Here is a 24,131-nt window from a genome sequence, read left to right on the forward strand (position 1 = left end):
GGAGCGGCCGGGGGCGCGGCGAGCGCCACCGTGCCCGCTGCCGCGGCGGCCGAGACCGGGGCGGTGGCCGCGGAGACCGGGGCCGTCGCCGCGGGCGCGACCGCCAAGGCCGGCCTGCTGGCCGCGCTGCTCGCCCACCCCGCCCTGCTCGCGCTGGGCGTCGCCGTCGTCGTGGTCGCCGCCGGCGCGGGCTTCGCCTTCTCCCGCTCCACACCGCCGCCCCCGGTCGCGGCGCCGCCGAGCTCGACGGTCTCCGCCACCCCCACCACGACCACCGCCCGGGTCGCCCCCGCGGCCGCCGAGCAGGCCGTGCGCGACCTGCTCGACGAGCTGGCCACCGACCCCGCCGGCGCGGTCGCCTCAGCCGGACCGAGCCTGCGCGGCACGGGGTCCGCGGCCACGACGTTCGTCGACGGGATCTCCTCGCTCGAGACCGGGTCCGTCTCCGCGGGCGCCGACGGCACGGTCACCGCCGCGCTGCTGCTCACCCTCGACGGTGGGGACACCCGCACCGAGCAGGTCGCCTTCACCGTCACCCCGGCCGGCGGCTCGAGCGCGACCGCCACGTCGTCCGCCACGGCGACCACGACCGCCGCCGCCGACGACCTCGTCGTGGACTCCCCGCAGCTCGCCGCCCTGCTGCGCAGCGGACCGCCCACGGCCAGCACCACCCCGACCTCCTCCACCACCACCCCGCCCTCGACGACGGCCACGACCACGACGGCACCGACCAGCACGACGACGACCACCACCACCACCACCACGACCTCGACCACCGCCACCACGACGACCACGCGCTGAGCGCAGCCCCGGGTGATCAGCAGGACACCAGTGCGGCGAGCGGGGCGCCGGGGCGCTCCCAAATCCTGTTGATCACGGGGAGGACCAGGAGCCGACCCCCGTTTCCTTGACTCGTTCCAGAAAAGCGTCCATGCTCGGACGCGATGACGGACACGGTCGAGGTCGAGCAGGCGCTGCGCGGCGCTGCGCTGCGCGTGACGCGCCCGCGACGTGCGGTGCTCGCCGCCGTGCAGGCCCACCCCCACGCCAGCACCGACGACGTGCTGCGCGGCGTGCGCGCGACGCTGCCCGCGGTGTCGCACCAGGCCGTGTACGACGCGCTGCGCGCGCTCACCACCGCCGGCCTGCTGCGCCGCATCGAGCCCGCCGGCTCCGTCGCCCGCTACGAGGCCCGCACCGGGGACAACCACCACCACGCCGTGTGCCGCTCCTGCGGCGACATCGTCGACGTCGACTGCGCCGTCGGCGCGGCGCCCTGCCTGACCCCGTCCGACGACCACGGCTTCGTCATCGACGAGGCCGAGGTCGTCTACTGGGGCCTGTGCCCCGACTGCGCCGCCCGCACCTCCCACACCCCCAGCTGACCCCTCTCCCCACCCGGAAGGAAATCCCGTGACCGAGACCGACCACGTGACCGTCGAGTCCAAGATGGACGACGAGCAGGCCGGTGGCTGCCCCGTCGGCGGCCACTTCTCCCACCCCACCGAGGGCGGGTCGAACCAGGACTGGTGGCCCAACCAGCTCAACCTGAAGATCCTGCGCAAGCACCCCGCCGTCGCGAACCCGATGGGCGAGGAGTTCGACTACGCGAAGGAGTTCAGCTCCCTCGACCTCGACGCCGTGATTGCCGACATCGACGAGGTCATGACGACGTCGCAGGACTGGTGGCCCGCCGACTTCGGCCACTACGGCGGCTTCTTCATCCGCATGGCCTGGCACAGCGCCGGCACCTACCGGGTGTCCGACGGCCGCGGCGGCTCGGGCGCGGGCATGCAGCGCTTCGCCCCGCTGAACTCCTGGCCCGACAACGCCAACCTCGACAAGGCCCGCCGCCTGCTGTGGCCGATCAAGCAGAAGTACGGCAAGAAGCTCTCCTGGGGCGACCTGATCGTGCTCACCGGCAACCGCGCCCTGGAGACCATGGGCTTCAGCACCTTCGGCTACGCCGGCGGCCGCCCCGACGTCTGGGAGCCCGACGAGGACGTCTACTGGGGCCCGGAGCAGACCTGGCTCGGTGACGAGCGCTACGACGACGAGCACAAGCTGACCGGCCCGCTCGCGGCCGTCCAGATGGGACTCATCTACGTCAACCCCGAGGGCCCCAACGGCGTCCCGGACCCGCTGGCCTCCGCCCGCGACATCCGCGAGACGTTCGGCCGCATGGCCATGAACGACGAGGAGACCGTCGCCCTCATCGCGGGCGGGCACACCTTCGGCAAGACCCACGGTGCGGCCGACCCCGACCCGCACGTCGGCCCCGAGCCCGAGGCCGCCCCGCTCGAGGAGCAGGGCCTGGGCTGGCGCAACAGCTTCGGCTCCGGCAAGGGCCGCGACACCATCACCTCCGGCATCGAGGTCACCTGGACCTCCACCCCGGTGCAGTGGTCGATGAGCTACCTGGAGAACCTCTACAAGTACGAGTGGGAGCTGGAGAAGAGCCCCGCCGGCGCGCACCAGTGGCGGCCGAAGAACGGTGAGGGCGCGGGCACGGTGCCCGACCCGGAGTCCGGCGAGCTCACCCGCTACCCGACCATGCTCACCTCGGACATCGCGCTGCGCGCGGACCCGGTGTACGAGGAGATCACCCGGCGCTACCTGGCGAACCCCGACGAGTTCGCCGACAAGTTCGCCCGCGCCTGGTACAAGCTCACCCACCGCGACATGGGCCCCAAGCAGCGCTACCTCGGCCCGCTGGTGCCGGCGGAGGAGCTGGTGTGGCAGGACCCGGTCCCGGCCCGCGGTGACTACACGCTGACCGACGACCAGGTCGCCGAGCTGAAGAACCTGGTGCTGGACTCCGGGCTCACCGTGGCGCAGCTGGTCAAGACCGCGTGGGGCGCGGCGTCGTCCTTCCGCGGCAGCGACAAGCGCGGCGGCGCCAACGGTGGCCGCATCCGCCTGGAGCCGCAGCGCAGCTGGGCGGTCAACGAGCCCGACGAGCTCGGCGGGGTCATCCGCACCCTCGAGGGCATCCAGTCCTCGTTCTCCGGCACCGTGTCCTTCGCCGACCTCGTGGTCCTCGGCGGCTGCGCGGCGGTGGAGAAGGCCGCGGCCGACGCCGGGCACCCCGTCACCGTGCCCTTCACCCCGGGCCGCACCGACGCCTCGCAGGAGATGACCGACGAGGAGTCGTTCAGCTGGATGGAGCCGTCCTCGGACGGGTTCCGCAACTACGTGGGCAAGGCCGACCGGCTCCCCGCGGAGTACCTGCTGGTGGACCGGGCGAACCTGCTCACCCTCTCGGCGCCGGAGATGACCGTGCTCGTCGGCGGCATGCGGGCGCTGGGCGCCAACCACGGCGGTTCCACCCAGGGCGTGCTCACCGAGCGCCCGGGCCAGCTGACGAACGACTTCTTCCGCAGCCTGCTCGACATGGGCAGCACCTGGGTCCCGGCGGAGGACGGCTCGTACGAGCGTCGCGACGCCTCGGGCGCGGTCGTGGCCACCGGCAGCCGGGTCGACCTGCTCTTCGGGTCGAACTCCGAGCTGCGGGCCGTCGCCGAGGTCTACGCCTCCGACGACGCCCAGGACAAGTTCGTCGCGGACTTCGTCAAGGCCTGGGACAAGGTCATGAACCTCGACCGGTACGACGTCGCCCTCTGAGCCACCGCGTGAGGCACACCGCCTGACGCGCGGCTGATCTCGACCCCGGACGCCCGGGTCGGCCCCACGGGGTCGGCCCGGGCGTCCGGTCGTCGGGGCCCCGTCAGGGGTGGACGAGGATCTTGACGTTCTCGTCCTTGTTCTCCAGCAGCTCGGTGAACCCGCCGGCGATGATGTCGTCCACCGCGATGCGCCCGGTGATGAACTGCTCGGCCGGGATCTTGCCCTGCTGCAGCAGCTCGATGACCGCGGCGTGCTCCCCGCAGTAGGCGGCTGTGCCGATGAGGTTCAGCTCGCGCATGACGAGGCCGAACATGTCGATCTCGGCCTTGCGGCCCCAGATCGACACGTTGACCACGGTGCCGCCGTTCTTGGTGCCGTCCAGCGCCGCCTGCAGCGCCGGGGACGCCCCGACGCACTCGAAGGAGACGTCGACCCCGCGGCCGTCGGTGAGCTCGTGGATGCGCTCGACCACGTCGACCTCCGACGGGTCGAGCACCGTGGTGGCGCCCGCGCCCGGCGCCTTGGCCTTGCGCACGTCGGACATCTCCGAGCTGATCACCGTCTCGACCCCGATGGCCCGCAGGCACGCGATGGTCATCAGCCCGATCGGCCCGGCGCCGTGGACGGCCGCGGTCTGCCCGGCGGTGATGCCCGAGCGGCGCACGGCGTGGAACCCGACGGCCAGCGGCTCGACGAGCGCCCCGATCTCGGTGGACAGGTCGCCGAGCGCGAACACCCTCTCGGCCGGCGCGACGACGTGCTCGCTGAACCCGCCGCCGCCCCCGGAGAGGCCGATGAACCCCATCGTGGTGCACAGGTTGTAGCGGCCCTCTCGGCAGAACTCGCAGTGCCCGCACACCAGGTACGGCTCCACGACGACCCGGTCGCCCACCTCGTGCCCGGAGACGCCCTCGCCGAGCTCCTCCACCACGCCGGCGAACTCGTGGCCAAGGGTGACGGGCACCGACTCCCCCGAGATGGGGTGCGGCGCGGCCGCGGTGGGGCAGAAGATGGGGCCGTCCTCGAACTCGTGCAGGTCGGTGCCGCAGATGCCGCACCACTCCACCCGCACCTTGATGGTGCCGGGGCGGACGGTCGGCTCGTCGACCTCCTCGATCCGCAGGTCTCGGTTGCCGTGGTAGCGCGCTGCCTTCATGGGTCCTCCTGGGTCGGGTCGTCGCCCCGAGCAGACGCCCCGCCTGCAGCCCTGACCAGGGTTGCAGCCCCTTGCACCCGCAACCCGGTGCAACCCTGTGCCGCCGCGGTGGCCGCTCATAACGTCGGCCCGACCACGGCGGACCACGCCGCAGCACCCAGGGAGGCCCCCATGTCCACAGCCCACGTCACCGGCGCCGCGCGCGGGATCGGTCGCTCGATCGCCCTGCGGCTGGCGGCCGACGGCCACGACGTCGCCGTCTCCGACCTGCCCGCCATGGCCGACGAGCTCGACGGCACCCGTCGGGCGGTGGAGGAGGCCGGCGTGCGCGGCCTCGCCCTGACCGGTGACGTCTCCGACCCCGCGTCGGTCGACGCCCTCGTCGCCGACACCGCCGCCGGGCTCGGTTCGCTCGACGTGATGGTGGCCAACGCCGGGGTCGCGCAGACCAAGGCGCTGCTCGACGTCACCCCGGAGGAGTTCGACCGCATCCACGCCGTCAACGGCCGCGGGGTGTTCCTCTGCTACACCGCGGCGGCACGGCAGATGATCGCCCAGGGCAGCGGGGGGAAGATCATCGGCGCGGCGTCGATCGCGGCGCACAAGGGGTTCGCGCTGCTCGGGGTGTACTGCTCCACCAAGTTCGCGGTCCGCTCGCTGACCCAGTCCGCAGCGCAGGAGTGGGCGGAGCACGGCATCACCGTCAACGCCTACTGCCCCGGCATCGTCGACACCACGATGTGGGAGGAGATCGACCGCGACCTCGGCGAGATCAACCACGTCGGCAAGGGTGAGTCGATGAAGGCGATGGCCGCGGGCATCACCCTGGGCCGGGTCTCCACCGGGGAGGACGTCGCCGGGCTGGTCTCGTTCCTGGCCGGTCCGGACTCCCAGTACGTCACCGGGCAGTCCATCCTGGTCGACGGCGGGATGATCTTCAGCTGACGGGCAGGTCCGCCATCGCGGCCAGCACCGCGCGCACCCGGGGCACCTCGTGCGTGCGGTACACCCCGGTGCCACCCAGTGCGGCGAGCACCGCGAAGAAGCCCTCGGCGGTGCGGGTCTCGTCCTCGAAGTAGTCCAGCCCGCTGGGCAGGGCGTGGCACACGGGCAGGCCGAGGCGACGCAGCCGGAAGCTGCCCAGCAGCACCGCGGCCTGGTGGCGCACCCGCTCCCGCGAGCCGGCCAGCCGCCGGAACCCGAAACCGACCCCGGGGTCCAGGCAGATCCCTGCCGTCACCCCGAGCTCGCGGGCCCGGGCGACGCGGCGGGCGAACTGCTCGGCCATGGCCGGGTAGGGGTCGGACTCGACGGGCACGTCGGAGAGCTCGCGGGGGTTCTCCCCCAGCACGTGGCACAGCACCAGCGCCGCGTCGTGCTCGGCGGCGAGGGTGAACATCGCGTCGTCGTCGGCCGAGCCGGTCAGGTTCACCACCCGGGCCCCGGCGGCGAGCACGGCCGAGACCACCTGCGGGTCGTAGCTCTCCACCGACGTCGCCACGCCCGCCTCGGCCAGGCCCGCCACCACCGGCACCAACGCACGCACCTGGTCATCCGGCCCGACCCGCGCCGAGCCCGCCACCACCGACTCGGCCCCGACGTCGACGAACGCGGCGCCCTGCGCGGCCAGCACCGTCCCCCGCCGCACCGCCTGCGCCGTGGAGGGGGACACGCTCTCCCGGTACCAGGAGTCCTGGGACAGGTTGATGACGCCCATGAGTGCGGGCGCGGCGTCGGTGTCGAGCTCGACGTCGCCCACCCGGAACGGGGCGACGGGGTGGTCGAGGTCCTCGGCGTGCTCCGCCGCGAGCGCGGCCAGCTCGCGCAGCGAGATCACGAGCGCGCGGGCCGGGTGTAGCGGGCCATGAGGAAGCTCTCGGCGGTGAGCAGGTGGGCGAGCTCGAAGCGGGCGACCGCCTCGAGACCGTGCGTGCGCGGGGTCTGCGCGGTGCCGGCGAACATGGGCGAGACGGTGATGTCGGCCTCGTCGAGCAGGTCGGCGGCGACGACGGCCTCGAGCAGCGACGGCCCGCCCTCGCAGACGATGCGCCGCAGCCCGGCGTCGGTCAGGGCGCCGAGCAGCGAGGCCGGCTCGAGGTCGGGCAGCACCACGACGGTGGTGTGCTCGCGCGCCGTGGCCAGCGCGGTGGCGTCGGCCGTGGTCGTGGTGAGCACCAGCGGCGGCTGGTCGGACCCGGCCCACACCGGCAGCTCCCACGGCAGGTCGAGCGAGCCCGACACCACGGCGAGGCGCGGCGCGGCCGCCTGCCCCCCCGCGCGGCGCCGGTCGGCGTCGGCCTCGTCGGCGACCATCGGCCCGTACTGCTCCGCGCGCAGCGTCCCCGCCCCGACGAGCACGGCGTCGGCGAGGCGGCGCACCGCGTCGAACACGTCGCGGTCGACCGAGGAGGAGATGGAGTCGCTGAGGCCGTCCGGGCCGGCGGCGGCCCCGTCGAGCGTGGTCACCATCATCGCCCGCACCCACCGGCCCTCGTCCGGCCACGGGTAGGCGTCGAGCACGTCGTCCGGGGAGAGGGAGCGGGCGGGCGTCGGGAAGACCATGTCCACGCCCGCGAACCTACTGCGTGGCCGTCACCAGGCCCCGGAGCGCCAGCGCGTAGCCCTGCACGCCGAACCCGACGACCACCCCCACCGCCACGGCCGACAGGTAGGAGTGGTGCCGGAACTCTTCGCGGGCGTGCACGTTCGAGACGTGCACCTCGACGGTGGGCACCTGCGCCCCGGCGATCGCGTCGCGCAGGCCGATCGAGGTGTGGGTGTAGGACCCGGCGTTGAGCACGACGCCGAGCAGCTCGCCCGAGGCCACCCGTCGGCCCGCCTCGTGGAGCCAGTCGATGAGCTCGCCCTCGTGGTTGGACTGCCGGCACTCCACCGCCACGCCGAGCTCGGCCCCGGTGCGCTCGCACAGCGCCTCGACGTCCGCCAGCGTCGCCGTGCCGTAGACCTCGGGCTGGCGGGTGCCCAGCAGGTTCAGGTTCGGGCCGTTGAGCACGAGCACCGCGCTCATCGCGCACCTCCGTCGTCGCGTCCGATTCGTGGCCCATCCCACCAGACGACCGGGCGGACCGTCCCCCTCCCGTCGGTAGGCTGGTTTACGTGCTCTTGACCCAGGCTGCCGACACCGCCGGGCTGACGGGACTCACCGGGTTCGTCGCCGACCTCATGACCACCCTCGGCGAGGTCGGCGTCGGGGCGCTGACCCTCGCGGAGACCGTGTTCCCGCCCATCCCCAGCGAGGTGGTCCTGCCGCTGGCGGGGTACCTCTCGGCGCGCGGCGACCTCTCGCTCGTCGGCGTCCTCGTGCTGGCCACGGTCGGCTCGGTGCTCGGCGCGCTCGGCCTCTACTGGGCAGGGGCCGCGCTGGGCTACGAACGGGCGACCCGGCTGTTGGCGCGGCTGCCGCTGCTCGACCGGGAGGACGTCGACGCCGCGGCGGACTGGTTCCACCGGCACGGGCCGTCGGCGGTGCTCATCGGCCGCCTGGTGCCGGGGGTGCGCAGCCTGGTCTCGCTGCCCGCCGGGGCTGAGCGGATGCCCGTGCTGCGGTTCACCCTGCTGACCACGCTGGGCAGCCTGGCCTGGAACGCCCTGCTGGTGCTGGCGGGCGCCGCGCTGGGCACCCAGTACGAGCTCGTGGAGCGCTACGCCGGCTGGCTGAACACCGCCGTCTACGCCGCGGCCGGGGCGTTCGTGGTCTGGCTGGTGGTGCGCCGGGTGCGCAAGGCGCGCGCGGCACGGGTTGGATGAGCCCATGAGCACCGCTGACGAGAGCACCGACCGGCCCACCGAGCCCAGCGAGGAGCAGGTCGCCCACCGCGCCGAGCAGCTGCTGCCCGAGGAGCAGGTGGCCGGCAGCGACGACCCGCAGGCGCAGGCCGAGGCCCTGCTCGAGGAGTCCGAGGAGCGCGTCGCCTACGAGTCCGGCGACGAGTAGCGCGCCCGACCTCCCCGCGTTTCGCCCACTCAGCGCGCCCCAGGACGCCCGCAGACCGCGCTGAGTGCGCGGAGCGCGGGACGGCGGGGCCGGGGAGCGCGCGATGTGGGCTAATCGCGAGGTCGCTCAGTGCAGCGTGGCGCCGGTCTTCTCGCGGACCTCGTCCTCGCTGACGCCGGGAGCGCACTCGACGAGGGTGAGCCCGTCGGGGGTCACGTCGATGACGGCGAGGTCGGTGATGATCCGGTCGACGCAGCCCTGCCCGGTCAGCGGCAGGGTGCACACCTCGAGGACCTTGGGCTCCCCGTCGCGCGAGGTGTGGTCCATCATCACGATGACCTTCTCCGCACCGTGCACGAGGTCCATCGCCCCGCCCATCCCCTTGACCATCTTGCCGGGGATCATCCAGTTGGCCAGGTCGCCGGTGGCGCTGACCTGCATGGCCCCGAGCACCGCGACGTCGACGTGCCCGCCGCGGATCATCCCGAAGCTGGCCGAGGACCCGAAGAAGCTGGCCCCGTCGCGGGTGGTGATGGTCTCCTTCCCCGCGTTGATGAGGTCGCCGTCGACGTCCTCGTCGTAGGGGTACGGCCCCACGCCGAGCACGCCGTTCTCCGAGTGCAGCACCACGGTGACGTCGTCCGGGATGTGACCGGGCACCAGGGTCGGCATGCCGATGCCCAGGTTGACGTACTGCCCGTCGTGCAGCTCGGCGGCCACCCGGGCCGCGAGGTCGTCCCTGCTCAGGCTCATCGGGGGGTCACCGTCCGCTTCTCGACGCGCTTGGGGGCGTCCGGCACGTGCACCACGCGCTGGACCATGATCCCGGGGGTGTGCACCTGGGCCGGGTCGAGCTCGCCGGGCTCGACGAGCTCGTCGACCTGGGCGATCGTGACCCGGCCCGCGGAGGCGCAGTCCGGGTTGAAGTTCTGCGAGCTGAGCCGGTAGACGAGGTTGCCGTGCCGGTCGCCCTTCCACGCGCGCACGAAGGCGAAGTCGGTGGTGATGGCCTCCTCCAGGACGTAGCGCCGGTCGCCGAACACCCGCACCTCCTTGGGCGGGCTGGCCACCGCGATGCCCCCGTTGCCGTCGTAGCGCCAAGGCAGACCGCCCTCGGCGACCTGGGTGCCCACCCCGGCCGGGGTGTAGAACGCGGGGATGCCGGCGCCCCCGGCGCGCAGCCGCTCGGCCAGCGTGCCCTGGGGGGTCAGCTCGACCTCCATCTCGCCGCCGAGGTAGCGCCGGGCGAACTCCTTGTTCTCACCGACGTAGGAGCCGATCGTGCGCCGGATGCGACCGGCCGCGAGCAGGATGCCCAGCGCCAGTCCGTCGACGCCGCAGTTGTTGCTCACCGTCTCCAGGTCGGTCGCGCCGTGGGCGTGCAGCGCCTCGATGAGCGCCTCCGGCACCCCGCAGAGCCCGAACCCGCCGACCGCGATCGACGCCCCGTCGGCGACGTCCGCCACCGCCTCGGCCGCCGATGCGACCACCTTGTCCATCATGGTCGGCACTGTAACCCGCGTCGCACGCCCTGAGAACATGCGTGCGCACTGCGCACACGACGTCTTGCCCGGGGCCGCACCGCCGCCTAGTCTCGTTCGCACTGCGTCCGCGCGTGCGCACACCGCACGAACCCCCGACTGAGCCGAGGTCACCGTGCTCCACCTGCCCCCCAGCTACCCGGCCGCGGTGGACACCCACGCGCCGCTCGACTCCCCCGAGTACGGCTCCACGAAGCTCCGCCACCCGAGCGAGGAGCTCGTGGTCACCCCGCAGCGGCTCACCGAGCTGACCGGCCCGGTGTTCGGCCACGACCGGGTGCGCGAGGGCGACGACGACCTCACCCTGGCCCTCGGCGGGGAGGCGCAGGGCCAGCGCATCATCGTCACCGGCCGCGTCCTGGACTCCGACGGCCGCGCCGTGCCCGACACCCTGGTGGAGATCTGGCAGGCCAACGCGGCCGGGCGCTACCGGCACGCCCGCGACTCCTGGCCCGCCCCGCTGGACCCCCACTTCACCGGCCTGGGCCGCGTGGTGACCGACGCGCAGGGCTGGTACCGCTTCACCACCATCAAGCCCGGCGCCTACCCTTGGGGCAACCACGCCAACGCCTGGCGGCCCGCGCACATCCACCTCTCGCTGTTCGGCCGCGCCTTCACCCAGCGGCTCGTCACCCAGATGTACTTCCCCGACGACCCGCTGTTCCCCCAGGACCCCATCTACAACGCGGTGCCGGAGAACGCGCGCCACCGCCTCGTCAGCGCCTACGACCACACCGTGACGCAGGAGAGCTGGGCGCTGGGCTTCCGCTTCGACGTGGTGCTGCGCGGCACCGGCGCCAGCATCTTCGAGGGCGAGGGCGAGCATGCCTGAGCTGACGCCCTCGCAGACCGTCGGACCGTACCTCCACATCGGACTTTCTTGGGACGACGGCGCGGTCGTGGTCCCCGCCGACGCCCCCGGTGCGCTCGAGCTGGCCGTCACCGTGCTCGACGGCGCGGGTGACCCGGTGCCCGATGCGATGGTGGAGACCTGGCAGGCCGACGCCGCCGGGCGCTTCGACCACCCCGACGACCCCCGCGGGGCCGCCGACCCCACCCCGCCCGGTTTCCGCGGCTTCGGCCGCGGGGAGGCCGACGCGACGGGCACCGTGCGCCTGACCACGGTCAAGCCCGGCCCGCTGCCGGCGGAGGAGGGCCGCACCGAGGCCCCGCACGTCGATGTCTCCGTCTTCGCCCGCGGCCTGCTCGACCGCGTCGTCACCCGGCTCTACTTCCCCGACGAGGCCGACGCCAACGCCACCGACCCGCTGCTGGCCTCACTGCCCGCCGACCGCCGCGACCGCCTCGTGGCCACCGCCACCGAGCGCGGGTACGCGCTCACCGTGGCGCTGCAGGGCGCGGCCCAGACCCCGTTCCTGGCCGTGTGAGGGGCGCGCTGCTCGACCCCGTGCTGGGCGGCGCCGAGCTCGGCGCCGCCCTGGGGGACGACGCCTGGGTGAGGGCGCTGCTCGACGTCGAGGCCGCGCTGAGCCGGGCCGCGGCCCGCCACGGCCTCGTCGACCCCGACCACGCCGCCGCGGTCACCGCCACCGCGGCCACGATGGAGGTCGACGTGCCCGCGCTGGGGCGGGCCGCGGCCGCGGCGGGCAACCCGGTGCTCGAGGTGGTGCGGCTGCTGCGCGCCGCGGCCCCCGTCCCCGCCGGGGCCGTGCACCCGGGCGCGACCAGCCAGGACGTGGTCGACACCGCTCTGGTGCTGCTGGTGCGCCGCGCCGCCCCGCTGGTGCTCGCCGACCTCGCCGCCGCCGCCGACGCGGCCGCCGACCTGGCCCGGGACCACCGCGACACCGCCTGCGCCGCACGGACGCTGGGGCAGCAGGCGGTGCCCACCACGGTCGGCGCGCTGGCCGCGGGCTGGTGCACCGGGCTCGACGCGGCCCTGGCCGGGCTGCTGGCCGCCGTGGCGGCCCTGCCCGTCTCCCTCGGCGGGGCCGCAGGCACCCTGGCCGCGCTGCACCCGCACGGGTTCGCCGTGGCCGACGCGCTGGCCGACGAGCTGGGCCTGCCGCGGCAGGCGGTGCCCTGGCACACCGAGCGCCACCGCGTCGTCGCCCTGGCCACCGCGCTGGGGGCCGTGGCCGCGGCGGTGTCCAAGCCCGCCACCGACGTGGTGTGGCTCGCCGGCACCGAGGTGGGCGAGGTGGCCGAGGCGCACCCGGGTGCCTCGTCGGCCATGGCGCACAAGGCCAACCCCGTCGCCGCCGTCACCGCCCGTGCGGCATCCCGCCGCTGCCCCGGGCTGGTCGCCACCGTGCTGGCCAACGCCGACCACGAGCTGGCCCGCGCCACCGGCGGCTGGCACGCCGAGTGGGAGACGGTGACCGACCTGCTCCGCCTCGCCGGCGGGGCCGCCCACCAGCTGCGCACCAGCCTGACCGGGCTGCGCGTGAACCCCGAGCGGTGCGCGGCCAACCTCGCCCTCACCGGCACCCCCGCCCTGAGCGACACCCCGCCCGACACCGGGCACGCCGGGGAGATCGTCGACCGCACCCTGGACGCCCGACCCACCCACCGACTGGAGACACCGTGACCGACGCCGTCATCTGCGAGCCGCTGCGCACCCCCGTCGGGGGGTTCGGCGGCCAGTTCCGCGACGTGCCGGTGCAGGCCCTCGCCGCCACCGTCATCCGGGAGCTGGTGGCGCGCACCGGCATCACCGGCGACGACGTGGACGACGTCATCCTCGGCCAGGCCGGTCCCAACGGCGAGGCCCCCGCGCTGGGGCGGGTCGCCGCGCTCGACGCCGGCCTGGAGATCGGCACCCCCGGCCAGCAGGTGGACCGCCGGTGCGGCTCCGGGCTGCAGGCCGTGCTCAACGCGTGCATGCAGGTGCAGACCGGGGCCAGCGAGCTCGTGCTGGCCGGCGGTGCGGAGTCGATGAGCCAGGCCGAGTACTACACCAGCAAGATCCGCTGGGGCGTGCGCGGACCCGACGCGGGCCTGGTCGACCGGCTCGGCCGCGGCCGGGTCACGGCGGGCGGCGAGCACTTCCCCGTCCCCGGCGGGATGATCGAGACGGCGGAGAACCTGCGCCGCGAGCACGGCATCAGCCGCGAGGACCAGGACGCGCTCGCCCTGGCCTCGCACCGCAAGGCCGCGGCCGCGCGGGACGCCGGACGCTTCACCGACGAGCTCGTCCCGGTGCCCGTCCCGCAGCGCCGGGGCGACCCGCAGCTGGTCGACACCGACGAGCACATCCGCGCCGACACCAGCCTGGAGTCGCTGGGGAAGCTGAAGGCCATCTACGGCCGGGACGACCCGGACTCGACCGTCACCGCGGGCAACGCGTCCGGCCAGAACGACGGTGCGGCCCTCGCGATCGTGACCACCCCGGAGAAGGCGGCCGCCCTGGGCCTGCGCCCGCTGGCCCGCCTCGTCAGCTGGGCCGTGGCCGGGGTCGCCCCCCGCACCATGGGCATCGGTCCCGTGCCCGCCACCGAGGCCGCCCTGGGCCGCGCCGGGTTGAGCATGGACCAGCTCGACCTCGTCGAGCTCAACGAGGCCTTCGCCGCGCAGACCCTGGCCGTGCTGCGCACCTGGGGCCTGGACCCGGAGGACCCGCGGCTGAACCCCAACGGCTCCGGCATCTCCCTGGGCCACCCCGTGGGCGCGACGGGCGGGCGCATCCTGGTCACGCTGCTGCGCGAGCTCGACCGTCGCGAGGGCCGCTACGGCCTGGAGACCATGTGCATCGGCGGCGGCCAGGGGCTGGCGGCGGTGTTCGAGCGGCTCGCGTGACGCCCCCGTCCACCGCCCGGCAGGTCGGCGCCGCGCTGGTCCGCGTCGGCCCGCACGACGGCGCGCACCGGGCCGCGCTGCGCTGCGGCGTCTCCGTCGGCGTGCCGCTGCTCGCGCTCGTGCTCACCGGCCACGTGGGGTGGACGGTGTACGCCGCGTTCGGGGCGTTCGCCTCGGTCTACGGCCGCGACGCCGCGCTGCCGGACCGGGCGGGGATGCAGCTGACGGCGGGCGCCGCGCTGACCGCGGCCGTCGGCCTGGGCGCCACCGTCGCCCTGCTGCCGGGGGCGGCGTGGTGGGCCGTGGTGGTGGCCTCGCTCGTCGCCGTGGCCGGCGCGGTGCTCGCCGACAGCGCCGCGTGGCGCCCGCCGGGCCCGCTGTTCCTGGTGTTCGGCTTCGCCGTCGTCGCCTCCGTCCCCGCCACGGCGGCCGACGTCGGCACGGCCGTGCTCGTGGCCGGGGCGGCCGCCGCGTTCGCCGTCGTCGTGGGCTCGGCCCGGTGGGGGCGCGGGCCCGTCACGCCCCGGCTCGCCGCCCCCGACTGGGCCGGCACGCTGCGCCGCCCGGGCGCGCGGCTGCACCTGCTGCGCTACCTGCTCGCCCCGCTGCTGGCCGGCGGCGCCTCCACCGCGCTCGGGCTGGGCCACGCGTACTGGGCCATGGTCGCGGCGGTGGTGCCGATGGCCGCGCCCGACGTGATCGGGCGCCTGGTGCGGGCCGTCGCCCGCCTCGCCGGCACCGCCGCCGGGCTCGTCGTCGCCGCCGGGCTGCTGGCGCTGCACCCCAGCGGGGTGGCCGTGGTGCTGCTGGTGGTGGTGCTGCAGGTGCTGGCCGAGCTCGTGGTGGTGCGCAACTACGCCCTGGCCCTGGTGGCCATCACCCCGCTGGCTCTGCTGGTCGGGCTGCTGGCCCGGCCCGTGCCCGCCGGCCAGCTGCTCGGCGACCGCGCGCTGGACACCGCGCTCGGCGTCGCCGTGGCGATCGGCCTGACGCTGGTGCTGCGCGACCGCGCCCGGAGCACGCCGTGAGCACCGGCTGGGACACCTCGGGCGGCTTCGAGCTCGGCACCGACGGCGCCACCGTGGTGCTCGCCGGGGTCGACGGCAGCCGCACCTCGTGGCGCGCCGGGGCGTGGGCGGCCGGCCTGGCCCGCCGCCAGGGCGCCCGCCTCGTCGTCGTGCACGTGCAGGCCCCCACCACGCTGGGCTCGCTGGCCGCGCTGACCCCGGGAGCGGGGGCGACGGTGGCGAGCACGGCCGCGGAGATCGCCGACGACATCGGCACCGAGGTCCGCGACGGGGCCGCCCGCCTCGGCCTGGACGTCGACTACCGCGTCGTCGTCGGAGACCCGCTCGCCGAGCTGAGCCGGGTGGCCGACGAGGTGCACGCCGAGCTCGTCGTCGTCGGCGCCTCGGAGTCCGCCGGGCACCGCCTCGTCGGCTCGCTGGCCGCCCGCCTCGTCCGCTCGGGCCGCTGGCCCGTGACCGTCGTCCCCTGAGCCGTGACCCCCGACCCGTGAACCCCGACCCCGTGGAGCAGCCCGTGAGCACCGTGCAGCCCGTGAGCACCGTCCCCGCGCACGACGTCACCGACCCGGCGAGCGCCGGTGCGGACGCGCCCGTCGTCGTCCTGCTCGGCTCGCTCGGCTCCACCCGCGCGATGTGGGACCCGCAGGTGGGCCCGCTGTCCCGGCGCCACCGGGTGGTGCGGGTCGACCTGCCGGGCCACGGCGGCACCGCGCTGCCCGACCACGAGCTCACCGCCGCCGACCTCGGGGCGGCCGTGCTCGCCGTGCTCGACCACCTCGGTGTGGCCCGCGCGCACGTCGTCGGGCTCAGCCTCGGCGGGGTCACCGGGCAGTGGCTGGCGGTGCACGAGCCGACCCGCGTCGCCTCGCTGGCCCTGCTGTGCACCAGCGCCCACTTCGGCGGGGCGACGAGCTGGACCGACCGGGCCGCCGCCGTCCGCGCCGGCGGCACGGCGAGCATCGCCGAGGCCGTGGTCGAGCGGTGGTTCACCCCCGGCCTGGCCGCCCGGGACCCCCGGCTGGTGGCCGACGCCCGGGCCATGGTCGCCGCCACCCCGGACGACGGCTACGCCGCCTGCTGCGAGGTGCTCGCCGCCTGGGACGCCCGTCCCGACCTCGGCCGCATCGCCGTCCCCACCCTGGTGATCGGTGGCAGCGAGGACCCGGCGACCCCGCCGGAGCACCAGCGCGTCATCGCCGACGGGGTCGTCGGGGCACGGCTGGAGGTCGTCGAGGGGGCCGCGCACCTGGCCAACCTCGAGGCCGCCGGGGCCGTCACCGCACTGCTGCTGGAGCACCTGGCAGCGGCGACTGGGGCGTCGCAGCACGACGAGCTGCACCGCGCGGGGATGGCGGTGCGCCGCGCGGTGCTCGGCGACGCCCACGTCGACCGCGCGGTGGCGGCCACCACCGAGCTCACGGCGGGCTTCCAGGACGTCATCACCACCGGCGCCTGGGGCTCGGTGTGGACGCGGCCCGGGCTCGACCGGCGCAGCCGCTCGGTGGTGACGCTGGCCGCGCTGACCGCGCTGGGCATGGAGCACGAGCTGGCCATGCACGTGCGGGCCGCGATCCGCAACGGGCTGACCCCGCTGGAGGTCTCGGAGGTGCTGCTGCACACCAGCGTCTACGCCGGGGTGCCCCGCGGCAACCGGGCGCTGGCCCTGGCGGTGGAGGCCCTCGCGGTGGAGGACCTGGGCGGGGACGGGGCGGCGACGTGACCGGGCCGCGGCCGGACTTCGTGCAGTCGCTGGCCCGCGGGCTGGCCGTCATCCGCAGCTTCGACGCCGAGCACCCCCAGCAGTCGCTCTCCGACGTCGCCCGCACCACGGGGCTGACCCGGGCGGCGGCCCGGCGCTTCCTGCTCACGCTGACCGAGCTGGGCTACGTGCGCAGCGACGGCCGCGGGTTCGCGCTGACCCCCCGGGTGCTGGAGCTGGGGTTCGCCTACCTGTCGAGCCGCTCGCTGCCCGAGGTCGCCGCCCCGCACCTGGAGGCCCTCGTGGAGCAGGTGCACGAGTCCGCGTCGGTCTCGGTGCTCGACGGCGACGACGTGGTCTACGTCGCCCGCGTCCCCACCGCCCGGATCATGACCGTGGCCATCACCATCGGCACCCGCTTCCCCGCCCACGCCACCTCGATGGGCCGGGTGCTGCTGGCCGCGCTGCCCGACGACGAGCTGGCCGCGCGGCTCGAGCGGCTGCCCCGCTCCCCGCGCACCGCCCGCACCACCACCGACCCGCGGGCGTTGCGCCGCACGCTGTCCCGGGTGCGGGCCGAGGGGTACGCGCTGGTCGACCAGGAGCTCGAGGACGGGCTGCGCTCGGTCGCCGTGCCGGTGCACGACGCCGCCGGGGCCGTCGTGGCCGCGGCCAACGTCTCCACCCACGCCGCCCGCACCCCCACCGCCGCGCTGCGCCGCGACGTGCTGCCCGTGCTGCGCCGCTGCGGCGAGGCCATCAGCGCCGACCTCGCCGCGGTGGACCCGGTGGGGCGACGTCCCGGGGTGGGCGGGTGAGCCCGCACCGCGAGGTCGAGCGCACCCTCGACGTGGACCGGGGCACCGTGCTGCCGGACCTGGCCGGCCTGCCCGGGGTGGCCTCGGTGGACGAGCCGGTCACCCACGTGCTCGAGGCGACCTACCACGACACGGCCGAGCTCGACCTGGTGCGCCAGCGGACCACCCTGCGGCGGCGCACCGGCGGGGACGACGCGGGCTGGCACCTCAAGGTGCCCAGCGACGACGGGGAGCGCGACGAGCACCACGCCCCCCTCGGCGCCACCACCGACGCGGCCCCCGAGGAGCTGGTGCGCCGCGTGGCCGACCTGACCAGGGGCCGGGCGCTGGTCCCGGTGGTCGCGCTGCGCACCGAGCGCACCGTGCACCGGCTGCGCGACGCCGGGGGCACCGCGCTGGCCGAGGTGTGCGACGACCGGGTCTCGGCCACCGCCCTGCGCACCGGCACCGACCGGGCCTGGCGGGAGTGGGAGGTCGAGCTGGTCGAGGGCGGCACCGACCTGCTCGACGCCGCCGTCGCGCTGCTGCGCGGGGCGGGGGCGCGCGAGGCCGCCGTGACCTCGAAGCTGGCGCGCGCCCTCGGCGACGAGCTCCCCGACCGGCCCCGGGCCCGCTGAGAGCCGACTGAGGACAGGCTCCCTTTTCTGGAACCGTTCCAGGTTTCGTGGTGCACTGGTCGACATGACCGACGTCCAGCCCACACCCGAGCAGGTCGACGCCGCCGAGGCCGGCCGGCCCACCCACGACAGCGAGCCGCACGCCGCGGCCTCCAACGGCAAGCTCAACTGGCTCCGCGCCGGCGTCCTCGGCGCGAACGACGGGATCGTCTCCGTGGCCGGCATCGTCGTCGGGGTCGCCGGCGCCACCACCGAGGTCGGACCCGTGTTCACCGCCGGGCTGGCCGGGCTCGTCGCCGGTGCGGTCTCCATGGCCCTCGGCGAGTACGTCTCCGTCAGCACGCAGCGCGACAGCGAGACCGCGCTGCTGGCCAAGGAGCGCACGGAGCTGGCCGAGACGCCGGAGGAGGAGCTGCGCGAGCTCACCGCCATCTACCGGGCGAAGGGCCTGAGCCCCGAGACCGCCGAGCGGGTGGCCACCGAGCTGACCGAGCGCGACGCCCTCGCCGCCCACCTCGACGCCGAGCTCGGCATCGACCCCGAGGACCTGGCCAACCCCGTGCAGGCGGCGCTGGCCTCGGCGGTGGCCTTCACCCTCGGCGCGCTGCTGCCGCTGGTCGCGATCCTGCTGCCGCCGCAGGCCTGGCGGGTGCCGGTCACCGTGGTCGCGGTGCTCCTGGCCCTGGGCATCGCAGGGGCGACCAGCGCACGCATCGGTGGCAGCGCCCCCGGCCGGGCGGTGGCCCGCGTCGTCCTGGGCGGCGCCGCCGGCCTCGCCCTGACCTACGCGATCGGCAGCCTGTTCGGCACCGCGATCGGCTGATCAGGCCAGCTCGGACCACCAGTCGACGACGGGGGTGGCGGGGTCGCGCAGCACCAGGTCGACCCGCTCCCCCGGCCGGGGCACGACGACGGACGCGCCCACCTGCGCCGCCGCGGCCAGCAGCCGGGTGGGGGGCTCGGCCCAGTCGTGGAAGGCCAGGTCGAACGTGGCCCAGTGGATCGGCAGCAGCAGCCGCCCGCCCAGGTCGCCGTGGGCGCGCACCGCGTCCTCGGGGTCGAGGTGGATGTCGGGCCACTGCTCGCCGTAGGCGCCGATGGGCACCAGGGTCAGGTCGAACGGGCCGTGCTGGGCCCCGATCCGGGCGAACGCGGGGTGGTAGCCGGTGTCCCCGCCGAAGAAGACGCGGTGCTGCGGGCCGCTGACCACCCACGACGACCACAACGTGGTGTTGCGGGTGAGGCTGCGGCCCGAGAAGTGCCGCGCCTCGACGCAGGTCAGGGTGAGCCCGGCGACCTCGTGGGCCTGGTCCCAGTCGAGCTCGACGACCCGCTCGGGGGGCACGCCCCAGCCCCGCAGGTGGGCCCCGACCCCGAGCGGCACCACAAACGGGGCGTCCTGGGTGGCCACCAGCGCGCGCACCGTGGCCAGGTCGAGGTGGTCGTAGTGGTCGTGGGAGATGAGCACCGCGTCCACCGGGGGCAGCGACTCGACCGGGGCGGGCACCGGGTGGATGCGCGAGGGCCCGACGAGCGGCGACGGCGAGCACCGCTCGGAGAACACCGGGTCGACCAGCACCCGGGCGCCGTCGACCTCGAGCACCGCCGTGGCGTGGCCGAACCAGGTGGCGGCCAGGTCGCCAGCGAGCCCGGCGCGGGCCGCCATCTCCACCGGGGCGACGACGGGCACGGGCCGGCTGGGGCGCCCCTCGCCGCGGTGGGCGACCAGGTCGCGGGCCATGCTCGGGCCGCTGCCCGGCGCGGCCGTGGAGCTGGGCACCGTGTTCACGAAACGGCCGTCGCGGAAGTGCGGCGAGCCCGCCGCCACCGCCTCGATCTCCTTCGACCCCGCCCCGATCTGCGTCGGCAGGTCCCAGCCCGCCCGCACCACGACCCCGAGCGGGACGGTGAAGGCCAGCGCCGAGACGGTGCGGGTGACGGTGCGCGCGACGGAGAGGGGGTTCACCGCCCCCACCCTAGGAGCGCGGGGCGCGGCCGGTCCGCCGGGAGGGTGCCGCCCCTAGTAGTCGTCCAGGGCCAGCCGCGCGGCCTGGTCGAGCGCGTTGAGCACGCTGGCGGGGGTGGTGTGGCGGTCGATCGGGTCACCGTGGCGCCACCCGGCGATGGTGACGAACCCGCCCGGCGTGCCACCCGCCTGCAGCCAGCGCACGGCCGCGGTGAGCCGCAGCACGTCGGCGTCGAGGCGGCGGAAGCCCAGCCGCTTGGCGTAGCTGCCCAGCAGCGCCAGCAGTTCGTAGCTCGACATCGGCCCGCCGTGCGAGCCGGGCCACAGCCACGGGTCGTCGGCCAGGGTCTGCAGGTGGGCGTCGAGCACCCGGGCGGTGTGCTCGCCGATGGGCACCAGCCGCTCCCGCCGCCGCGAGCCGGAGCGGACGACGACGCAGCGCTGGGCGATGCCCACGTCGTCGACCTGCAGCTCGAGCAGCTCGTGGGTGTGCATCCCGGTCTCGGACATCAGCCGGATCACGGCCTCGTCGCGGCGCCCGGTGCCCTCGGTGGCGTGCTCGGCGCAGGCCACGACCAGCGCCGCGAGCTGCCCGGTGCGCAGCGGCACGAGCGGGCGGGTGGGCTCCCGCTCCGGGACCACCCACGTCGAGACCTGCTCGCGCGCCCACCGCACCGGTCCGCGGCGCCGGCGGGGCCCGGGCAGGAGCAGGTCGGTGACGAAGACGTCGGGGTCCTCGCCGGGTCCGCCGCGGCGGGGCCCGGTCCGAGTGATCGCCACGTCGGCCTCCAGGGTGTGTCGGATGTGTCAGGTGGGGTGCGTGGGGCACGTGCGTCGCACATCGTGCCCCAGAAGTCTCGAGGAGAGGTCGAGACTCGCCGGGCCCGTCAGGTGAGCCGCGTCTTCTGCACCTTGCCCATGGCGTTGCGGGGCAGCGCGTCGACCACCCGCACCTCGCGGGGGCGCTTGTGCACCGACAGCGACCGGGCCACGAAGTCCACCAGCTCCGCCCCGCTGACCCCGGCCGCCACCACGTGCGCGACGACGCGCTGGCCGAGGTCGTCGTCGGGCACGCCGACCACGGCGGCCTCGGCCACCCCGGGGTGCTCGAGCAGCGCGGCCTCGACCTCCCCGGCGCCGACGCGGTAGCCGCCCGTCTTGATCAGGTCGGTGGAGGCGCGCCCGACGACGCGGTGCACCCCCTCGGCGTCGATCGCGGCGACGTCCCCGGTGCGGAACCAGCCGTCGGCGGTGCGGGCCGCCGCGGTCGCGTCGGGCCGGCCGAGGTAGCCGTCGAACAGGGTGGGTCCGCTGACCTGCAGCTCCCCGATGCTGGCCCCGTCGTGCGGCACGGGCTCGCCGGCCTCGTCGCGCAGCCGGGTGGCGACCCCGGCCACCGGCACGCCGACCACGCCCGGCCGGCGCGGGCCGTCGGCCCGGGCGCTCACGGTGATGAGCGTCTCGGACATGCCGTACCGCTCCACGGGGGCGTGCCCGGTGAGCGCGCGCACCGCCTCGAACACCCGCACGGGCAGGGCGGCGCTGCCGGAGACCAGCAGCCGGGCCGGGGCCAGCGCGGCGGCCGCGGCCGGGTCGGCGGCCACCCGGTTCCACACCGTGGGCACCCCGAACAGCAGCGTCCCCCCGGCACCCACCCCGGCGGCGTACGCCTCGGGTGTCGGCCGGCCGGTGTGGTGCAGCGGGGAGCCGACGCGCAGCGCGCCGAGCACCCCGAGGACGAGGCCGTGGACGTGGAACAGCGGCAGGCCGTGGACCAGCCGGTCCGCCGGGGTCCACGCCCACGCCTCGGCCAGGGCGTCCAGCCCCGCGGCCAGCGCGCCCCGGGAGAGCAGCACGCCCTTGGGCGGGCCGGTCGTGCCGGAGGTGTAGACGACCAGCGCGGTGGCGCCCGCGTCGGGCTCGGGGTGCGAGGTGCCCGAGCGGCGCGCCGGGTCCACCGCGACCACCGGCAGCGCCACGTCGGCCGGGACGTCCTCCCCCGCCGCGGTGAGCCACAGCTGCGCCCCGGAGTCGCGCAGCACGTGGCGGCGCTCGGCCTCGCCCACGTCGGCGGGCACGGGCACCACCGGGACCCCGGCCCGCAGGCACCCGACGACGGCCACCACGGTCTCCAGCGACGCGGTGGCGCGGACCGCGACCCGCGCGGCACCCGCCACCTCGTCGGCCACGGCGGCCGCCGCCGCGGCCAGCTCGGCGCGGCCCAGGCTCCGCGCGACGCCCCGGTCGAGGACGGTCACCGCGTCGGCCAGGTCGGGGTGGGCGGCGTCCAGCGAGCTCAGCAGCACGGCCGCGATGGTGTCAGGGCAGCCGGGCGGCCCGCACCGCGGGCAGGCCGGCCCGGGCGGGGTCGAGCGGCACCGGCGAGGTGAGCACCGCGGGGCCGAGCGCGAGCACGCCGGAGGCGAGCACCTGGCAGCGCAGCCCGCCGCGGCCGCGCAGCCCGTGGTGGGCACCGGGGACGAGGACCGCGTCCAGCCACGCGCACGGGCTGGCGGGACGGCGCCCGCCCAGGGTCACCGGCGGGTGCGCGCCGCAGGTCAGGGTGAAGTCCACGCCGCGCAGCGCGTTGAGGTCGACCCCGCGGACGGCGACCGTGCGCCGGGTGGCGGCCCAGTCGAACGGTGCGGCCCCCAGCTCGGCGGCCACCGCCTCGAGCGCCTCGACGGCCACCAGCGAGACCGAGGCGCCCAGGTGTGCGGCCCGGCCGGCGTAGCGGTCACCCGGAACGCCGACGCCCGCGACCACCTCGACCCGGGTGCGGCGCTCGGCCGCCGCGCCCGGGGGCAGCGGGGCCGCCCCGTCGCGCGGCCGACCGCCGTAGCGGTGCACCGGGGAGACCAGCAGCCCCACGACCTCGACGGGGTAGGTGTGCCCGCTCACGCGCCGTCGAACCGCTCGACGCGGACCTCGCCCGCCCCGGCCCGGGCGGCGGCCGCCTCGACCTGCGCGAGGGTGGCCGCGGCCCGGCTGCAGGGGAACCCGTACCGCGCCTGCACCCGCTCGCTCGCCGTGGTCATGGCCGCCCGGGTGCGGGCCACGAAGTCCGCCACCGGGTACCGGGCGCCGACCTCGAGGTGCTCGGTGACGACGAGGGACGGCGAGTAGCAGGCCTGGGCGGTCCCGTCGGGCCAGCGGACGTGGAACAGCATCTCGGGCACACCCCCCACGGTAGGCACGCCAGGTTGCGCTGAGGTGTCAGGCCCAGCCGGCGCCGAGCGCCGCGCCGACCTGCTCGCACAGCTCCACCACCCGGGCCTGGCTGCGCGCCGGGTCCGGCTCGAGGTCCGACAGCGGGTGCACGGCCACGACCCCGGCGGCGGCGAGCGCGTCCGGGCCCACCTCGCAGCGCCCGCACACCAGCACCACCGGCACCCCGGCGGCGCGGGCGGCCGCGGCCACCCCGGCGGGGGCCTTGCCGCGCAGCGTCTGCGCGTCCACCGAGCCCTCCCCGGTGACGACGACGTCGGCGTCGGCCAGCGCGTCGGCGAACCCGACCAGCTCGAGCACCACGTCGATGCCGGGCCGGCGGGTGGCCCCGAGCACGGCGAGCGCGGCGAACCCGACCCCGCCCGCGGCGCCGGCCCCGGGCTGCGCGACCGAGGCGGGGTCGACCAGCGCGCCCCAGCGGGCCAGCGCGGCGTCGAGCGCGGCCACCTGCTCCGGCGTCGCGCCCTTCTGCGGCCCGTAGACCGCGGCGGCACCCTCCGGGCCGGTCAGGGGGTTGTCGACGTCGGCGGCCAGCACCACCTCGACGTCGCGCCAGCGGGGGTCGAGCCCGGCGAGGTCGACGCTCGCGGCCCCGGCGAGGCCGCCCCCGCCCGGGCCGACGTCGCGGCCGTCCGCGTCGCGGACCCGCGCGCCGAGGCCGACGAGCACCCCGGCCCCGCCGTCGGTGCAGGCGCTGCCGCCGACGCCCTGCACCACGCGGCGCACCCCGGCGGCCA

27 protein-coding genes and 1 pseudogene are annotated in these 24,131 nt (G+C 76.0%); 16 read left to right on the plus strand and 12 right to left on the minus strand.

Annotated elements, in window-relative coordinates; all coding sequences use genetic code 11:
- From ACYVOF_RS12960 to katG, 3 genes and pseudogenes are all read left to right on the plus strand, one after another.
- Positions 1-801 (plus strand): annotated as a pseudogene (locus tag ACYVOF_RS12960) (hypothetical protein); the annotation flags it as partial.
- 143 nt (positions 802-944) lie between these two features.
- The gene (locus ACYVOF_RS12965) at positions 945-1,385 is read left to right on the plus strand and encodes a Fur family transcriptional regulator (protein ID WP_460867089.1); all 441 of its coding nucleotides are present in this window, start codon (positions 945-947) and stop codon (positions 1,383-1,385) included.
- A gap of 64 nt (positions 1,386-1,449) precedes the next feature.
- Positions 1,450-3,624 (plus strand): catalase/peroxidase HPI, encoded by a 2,175-nt coding sequence (katG, locus tag ACYVOF_RS12970; RefSeq protein ID WP_460867131.1) that lies wholly within the window; start codon positions 1,450-1,452, stop codon positions 3,622-3,624.
- 103 nt (positions 3,625-3,727) lie between these two features.
- Here katG and ACYVOF_RS12975 read toward each other — a convergent pair whose 3' ends face one another.
- Positions 3,728-4,783 (minus strand): 2,3-butanediol dehydrogenase, encoded by a 1,056-nt coding sequence (locus ACYVOF_RS12975; protein WP_460867091.1) that lies wholly within the window; start codon positions 4,781-4,783, stop codon positions 3,728-3,730.
- A gap of 171 nt (positions 4,784-4,954) precedes the next feature.
- Between ACYVOF_RS12975 and ACYVOF_RS12980 the strand changes: the two genes are divergently transcribed.
- The gene (locus tag ACYVOF_RS12980; RefSeq protein ID WP_460867093.1) at positions 4,955-5,728 is read left to right on the plus strand and encodes an acetoin reductase; all 774 of its coding nucleotides are present in this window, start codon (positions 4,955-4,957) and stop codon (positions 5,726-5,728) included.
- Here the strand turns inward: ACYVOF_RS12980 and ACYVOF_RS12985 are convergent.
- From ACYVOF_RS12985 to aroQ, 3 genes are read right to left on the minus strand one after another with little or no spacing between them, the layout of a single operon-like run.
- On the minus strand, positions 5,721-6,620 hold the full coding sequence (locus ACYVOF_RS12985) for a dihydropteroate synthase (RefSeq protein ID WP_460867095.1): 900 nt from the start codon (positions 6,618-6,620) through the stop codon (positions 5,721-5,723). The genes ACYVOF_RS12980 and ACYVOF_RS12985 overlap by 8 nt on opposite strands.
- A complete protein-coding gene (locus ACYVOF_RS12990) occupies positions 6,617-7,345 on the minus strand; it encodes a dihydrofolate reductase family protein (protein ID WP_460867133.1) in 729 nt (242 codons plus the stop codon). Before ACYVOF_RS12990 ends, ACYVOF_RS12985 begins: the two co-directional genes overlap by 4 nt.
- A gap of 16 nt (positions 7,346-7,361) precedes the next feature.
- Positions 7,362-7,811, minus strand: coding sequence for a type II 3-dehydroquinate dehydratase (aroQ, locus tag ACYVOF_RS12995; RefSeq protein WP_460867097.1), 450 nt, complete (start codon positions 7,809-7,811; stop codon positions 7,362-7,364).
- Between the two features lie 89 nt (positions 7,812-7,900).
- Between aroQ and ACYVOF_RS13000 the strand changes: the two genes are divergently transcribed.
- Both ACYVOF_RS13000 and ACYVOF_RS13005 read left to right on the plus strand, forming a co-directional pair.
- Positions 7,901-8,551: a DedA family protein gene (locus tag ACYVOF_RS13000; RefSeq protein WP_460867099.1), complete on the plus strand. Its 651-nt coding sequence runs from the start codon at positions 7,901-7,903 to the stop codon at positions 8,549-8,551.
- Positions 8,552-8,555: 4 nt separating this feature from the next.
- Positions 8,556-8,738 (plus strand): hypothetical protein, encoded by a 183-nt coding sequence (locus ACYVOF_RS13005; protein WP_460867101.1) that lies wholly within the window; start codon positions 8,556-8,558, stop codon positions 8,736-8,738.
- Positions 8,739-8,864: 126 nt separating this feature from the next.
- Here ACYVOF_RS13005 and ACYVOF_RS13010 read toward each other — a convergent pair whose 3' ends face one another.
- Both ACYVOF_RS13010 and ACYVOF_RS13015 read right to left on the minus strand, forming a co-directional pair.
- The gene (locus ACYVOF_RS13010) at positions 8,865-9,491 is read right to left on the minus strand and encodes a CoA transferase subunit B (protein ID WP_460867103.1); all 627 of its coding nucleotides are present in this window, start codon (positions 9,489-9,491) and stop codon (positions 8,865-8,867) included.
- On the minus strand, positions 9,488-10,237 hold the full coding sequence (locus ACYVOF_RS13015) for a CoA transferase subunit A (protein WP_460867134.1): 750 nt from the start codon (positions 10,235-10,237) through the stop codon (positions 9,488-9,490). The genes ACYVOF_RS13010 and ACYVOF_RS13015 overlap by 4 nt, the downstream gene beginning before the upstream one ends.
- Before the next feature lie 157 nt (positions 10,238-10,394).
- Between ACYVOF_RS13015 and pcaH the strand changes: the two genes are divergently transcribed.
- From pcaH to ACYVOF_RS13065, 10 genes are all read left to right on the plus strand, one after another.
- Positions 10,395-11,111, plus strand: coding sequence for a protocatechuate 3,4-dioxygenase subunit beta (pcaH, locus tag ACYVOF_RS13020; protein WP_460867105.1), 717 nt, complete (start codon positions 10,395-10,397; stop codon positions 11,109-11,111).
- Positions 11,104-11,667 (plus strand): protocatechuate 3,4-dioxygenase subunit alpha, encoded by a 564-nt coding sequence (pcaG, locus tag ACYVOF_RS13025; RefSeq protein WP_460867106.1) that lies wholly within the window; start codon positions 11,104-11,106, stop codon positions 11,665-11,667. Before pcaH ends, pcaG begins: the two co-directional genes overlap by 8 nt.
- Positions 11,664-12,830: a lyase family protein gene (locus tag ACYVOF_RS13030; protein WP_460867107.1), complete on the plus strand. Its 1,167-nt coding sequence runs from the start codon at positions 11,664-11,666 to the stop codon at positions 12,828-12,830. Before pcaG ends, ACYVOF_RS13030 begins: the two co-directional genes overlap by 4 nt.
- Entirely contained in the window at positions 12,827-14,038 is a 1,212-nt protein-coding gene (locus ACYVOF_RS13035; RefSeq protein WP_460867109.1) for an acetyl-CoA C-acetyltransferase, read from the plus strand. The genes ACYVOF_RS13030 and ACYVOF_RS13035 overlap by 4 nt, the downstream gene beginning before the upstream one ends.
- Positions 14,035-15,066, plus strand: a complete 1,032-nt coding sequence (locus ACYVOF_RS13040; protein WP_460867111.1) for an FUSC family protein — start codon at positions 14,035-14,037, stop codon at positions 15,064-15,066. The genes ACYVOF_RS13035 and ACYVOF_RS13040 overlap by 4 nt, the downstream gene beginning before the upstream one ends.
- The gene (locus ACYVOF_RS13045) at positions 15,063-15,536 is read left to right on the plus strand and encodes a universal stress protein (protein WP_460867113.1); all 474 of its coding nucleotides are present in this window, start codon (positions 15,063-15,065) and stop codon (positions 15,534-15,536) included. Before ACYVOF_RS13040 ends, ACYVOF_RS13045 begins: the two co-directional genes overlap by 4 nt.
- Before the next feature lie 62 nt (positions 15,537-15,598).
- Positions 15,599-16,786 carry a bifunctional 3-oxoadipate enol-lactonase/4-carboxymuconolactone decarboxylase PcaDC gene (gene pcaDC, locus ACYVOF_RS13050; RefSeq protein WP_460867115.1) on the plus strand — a complete coding sequence of 396 codons (1,188 nt, stop codon included), beginning with the start codon at positions 15,599-15,601 and terminating at the stop codon, positions 16,784-16,786.
- Entirely contained in the window at positions 16,783-17,583 is an 801-nt protein-coding gene (locus tag ACYVOF_RS13055; RefSeq protein ID WP_460867117.1) for an IclR family transcriptional regulator domain-containing protein, read from the plus strand. Before pcaDC ends, ACYVOF_RS13055 begins: the two co-directional genes overlap by 4 nt.
- Complete coding sequence (locus ACYVOF_RS13060; protein WP_460867119.1) at positions 17,580-18,200, plus strand: CYTH domain-containing protein; 621 nt, start codon at positions 17,580-17,582, stop codon at positions 18,198-18,200. The genes ACYVOF_RS13055 and ACYVOF_RS13060 overlap by 4 nt, the downstream gene beginning before the upstream one ends.
- Before the next feature lie 64 nt (positions 18,201-18,264).
- Positions 18,265-19,023, plus strand: coding sequence for a VIT1/CCC1 transporter family protein (locus ACYVOF_RS13065; RefSeq protein WP_460867120.1), 759 nt, complete (start codon positions 18,265-18,267; stop codon positions 19,021-19,023).
- On the opposite strand, the gene ACYVOF_RS13070 is transcribed toward ACYVOF_RS13065, so the two are convergent.
- From ACYVOF_RS13070 to ACYVOF_RS13095, 6 genes are all read right to left on the minus strand, one after another.
- Positions 19,024-20,166, minus strand: a complete 1,143-nt coding sequence (locus tag ACYVOF_RS13070) for an MBL fold metallo-hydrolase (RefSeq protein ID WP_460867122.1) — start codon at positions 20,164-20,166, stop codon at positions 19,024-19,026.
- Positions 20,167-20,220: 54 nt separating this feature from the next.
- Positions 20,221-20,946, minus strand: coding sequence for a tyrosine-type recombinase/integrase (locus tag ACYVOF_RS13075; protein WP_460867124.1), 726 nt, complete (start codon positions 20,944-20,946; stop codon positions 20,221-20,223).
- A gap of 107 nt (positions 20,947-21,053) precedes the next feature.
- On the minus strand, positions 21,054-22,472 hold the full coding sequence (locus ACYVOF_RS13080; RefSeq protein WP_460867126.1) for an AMP-binding protein: 1,419 nt from the start codon (positions 22,470-22,472) through the stop codon (positions 21,054-21,056).
- A gap of 13 nt (positions 22,473-22,485) precedes the next feature.
- Positions 22,486-23,067 (minus strand): molybdenum cofactor biosysynthesis protein, encoded by a 582-nt coding sequence (locus ACYVOF_RS13085; protein WP_460867127.1) that lies wholly within the window; start codon positions 23,065-23,067, stop codon positions 22,486-22,488.
- A complete protein-coding gene (locus ACYVOF_RS13090) occupies positions 23,064-23,336 on the minus strand; it encodes an MSMEG_0570 family nitrogen starvation response protein (protein WP_460867136.1) in 273 nt (90 codons plus the stop codon). The genes ACYVOF_RS13085 and ACYVOF_RS13090 overlap by 4 nt, the downstream gene beginning before the upstream one ends.
- A gap of 46 nt (positions 23,337-23,382) precedes the next feature.
- Positions 23,383-24,131, minus strand: a 749-nt coding sequence (locus ACYVOF_RS13095; protein ID WP_460867129.1) for a glycerate kinase, incomplete at its 5' end; no start/stop codon positions are given.

This window comes from Rhodococcus aerolatus (genome assembly GCF_054783215.1).

What these genes read in the sequence shown, in the direction of transcription:
- ACYVOF_RS12965 (WP_460867089.1), top strand. Translation starts at nt 945, where the DNA reads ATGACGGACACGGTCGAGGTCGAGCAGGCGCTGCGCGGCGCTGCGCTG.
- katG (WP_460867131.1), top strand. Translation starts at nt 1,450, where the DNA reads ATGGACGACGAGCAGGCCGGTGGCTGCCCCGTCGGCGGCCACTTCTCC.
- ACYVOF_RS12975 (WP_460867091.1), bottom strand. Translation starts at nt 4,783, where the DNA reads ATGAAGGCAGCGCGCTACCACGGCAACCGAGACCTGCGGATCGAGGAG.
- ACYVOF_RS12980 (WP_460867093.1), top strand. Translation starts at nt 4,955, where the DNA reads ATGTCCACAGCCCACGTCACCGGCGCCGCGCGCGGGATCGGTCGCTCG.
- ACYVOF_RS12990 (WP_460867133.1), bottom strand. Translation starts at nt 7,345, where the DNA reads ATGGTCTTCCCGACGCCCGCCCGCTCCCTCTCCCCGGACGACGTGCTC.
- aroQ (WP_460867097.1), bottom strand. Translation starts at nt 7,811, where the DNA reads ATGAGCGCGGTGCTCGTGCTCAACGGCCCGAACCTGAACCTGCTGGGC.
- ACYVOF_RS13005 (WP_460867101.1), top strand. Translation starts at nt 8,556, where the DNA reads ATGAGCACCGCTGACGAGAGCACCGACCGGCCCACCGAGCCCAGCGAG.
- ACYVOF_RS13010 (WP_460867103.1), bottom strand. Translation starts at nt 9,491, where the DNA reads ATGAGCCTGAGCAGGGACGACCTCGCGGCCCGGGTGGCCGCCGAGCTG.
- ACYVOF_RS13015 (WP_460867134.1), bottom strand. Translation starts at nt 10,237, where the DNA reads ATGGACAAGGTGGTCGCATCGGCGGCCGAGGCGGTGGCGGACGTCGCC.
- pcaG (WP_460867106.1), top strand. Translation starts at nt 11,104, where the DNA reads ATGCCTGAGCTGACGCCCTCGCAGACCGTCGGACCGTACCTCCACATC.
- ACYVOF_RS13065 (WP_460867120.1), top strand. Translation starts at nt 18,265, where the DNA reads ATGACCGACGTCCAGCCCACACCCGAGCAGGTCGACGCCGCCGAGGCC.
- ACYVOF_RS13090 (WP_460867136.1), bottom strand. Translation starts at nt 23,336, where the DNA reads ATGCTGTTCCACGTCCGCTGGCCCGACGGGACCGCCCAGGCCTGCTAC.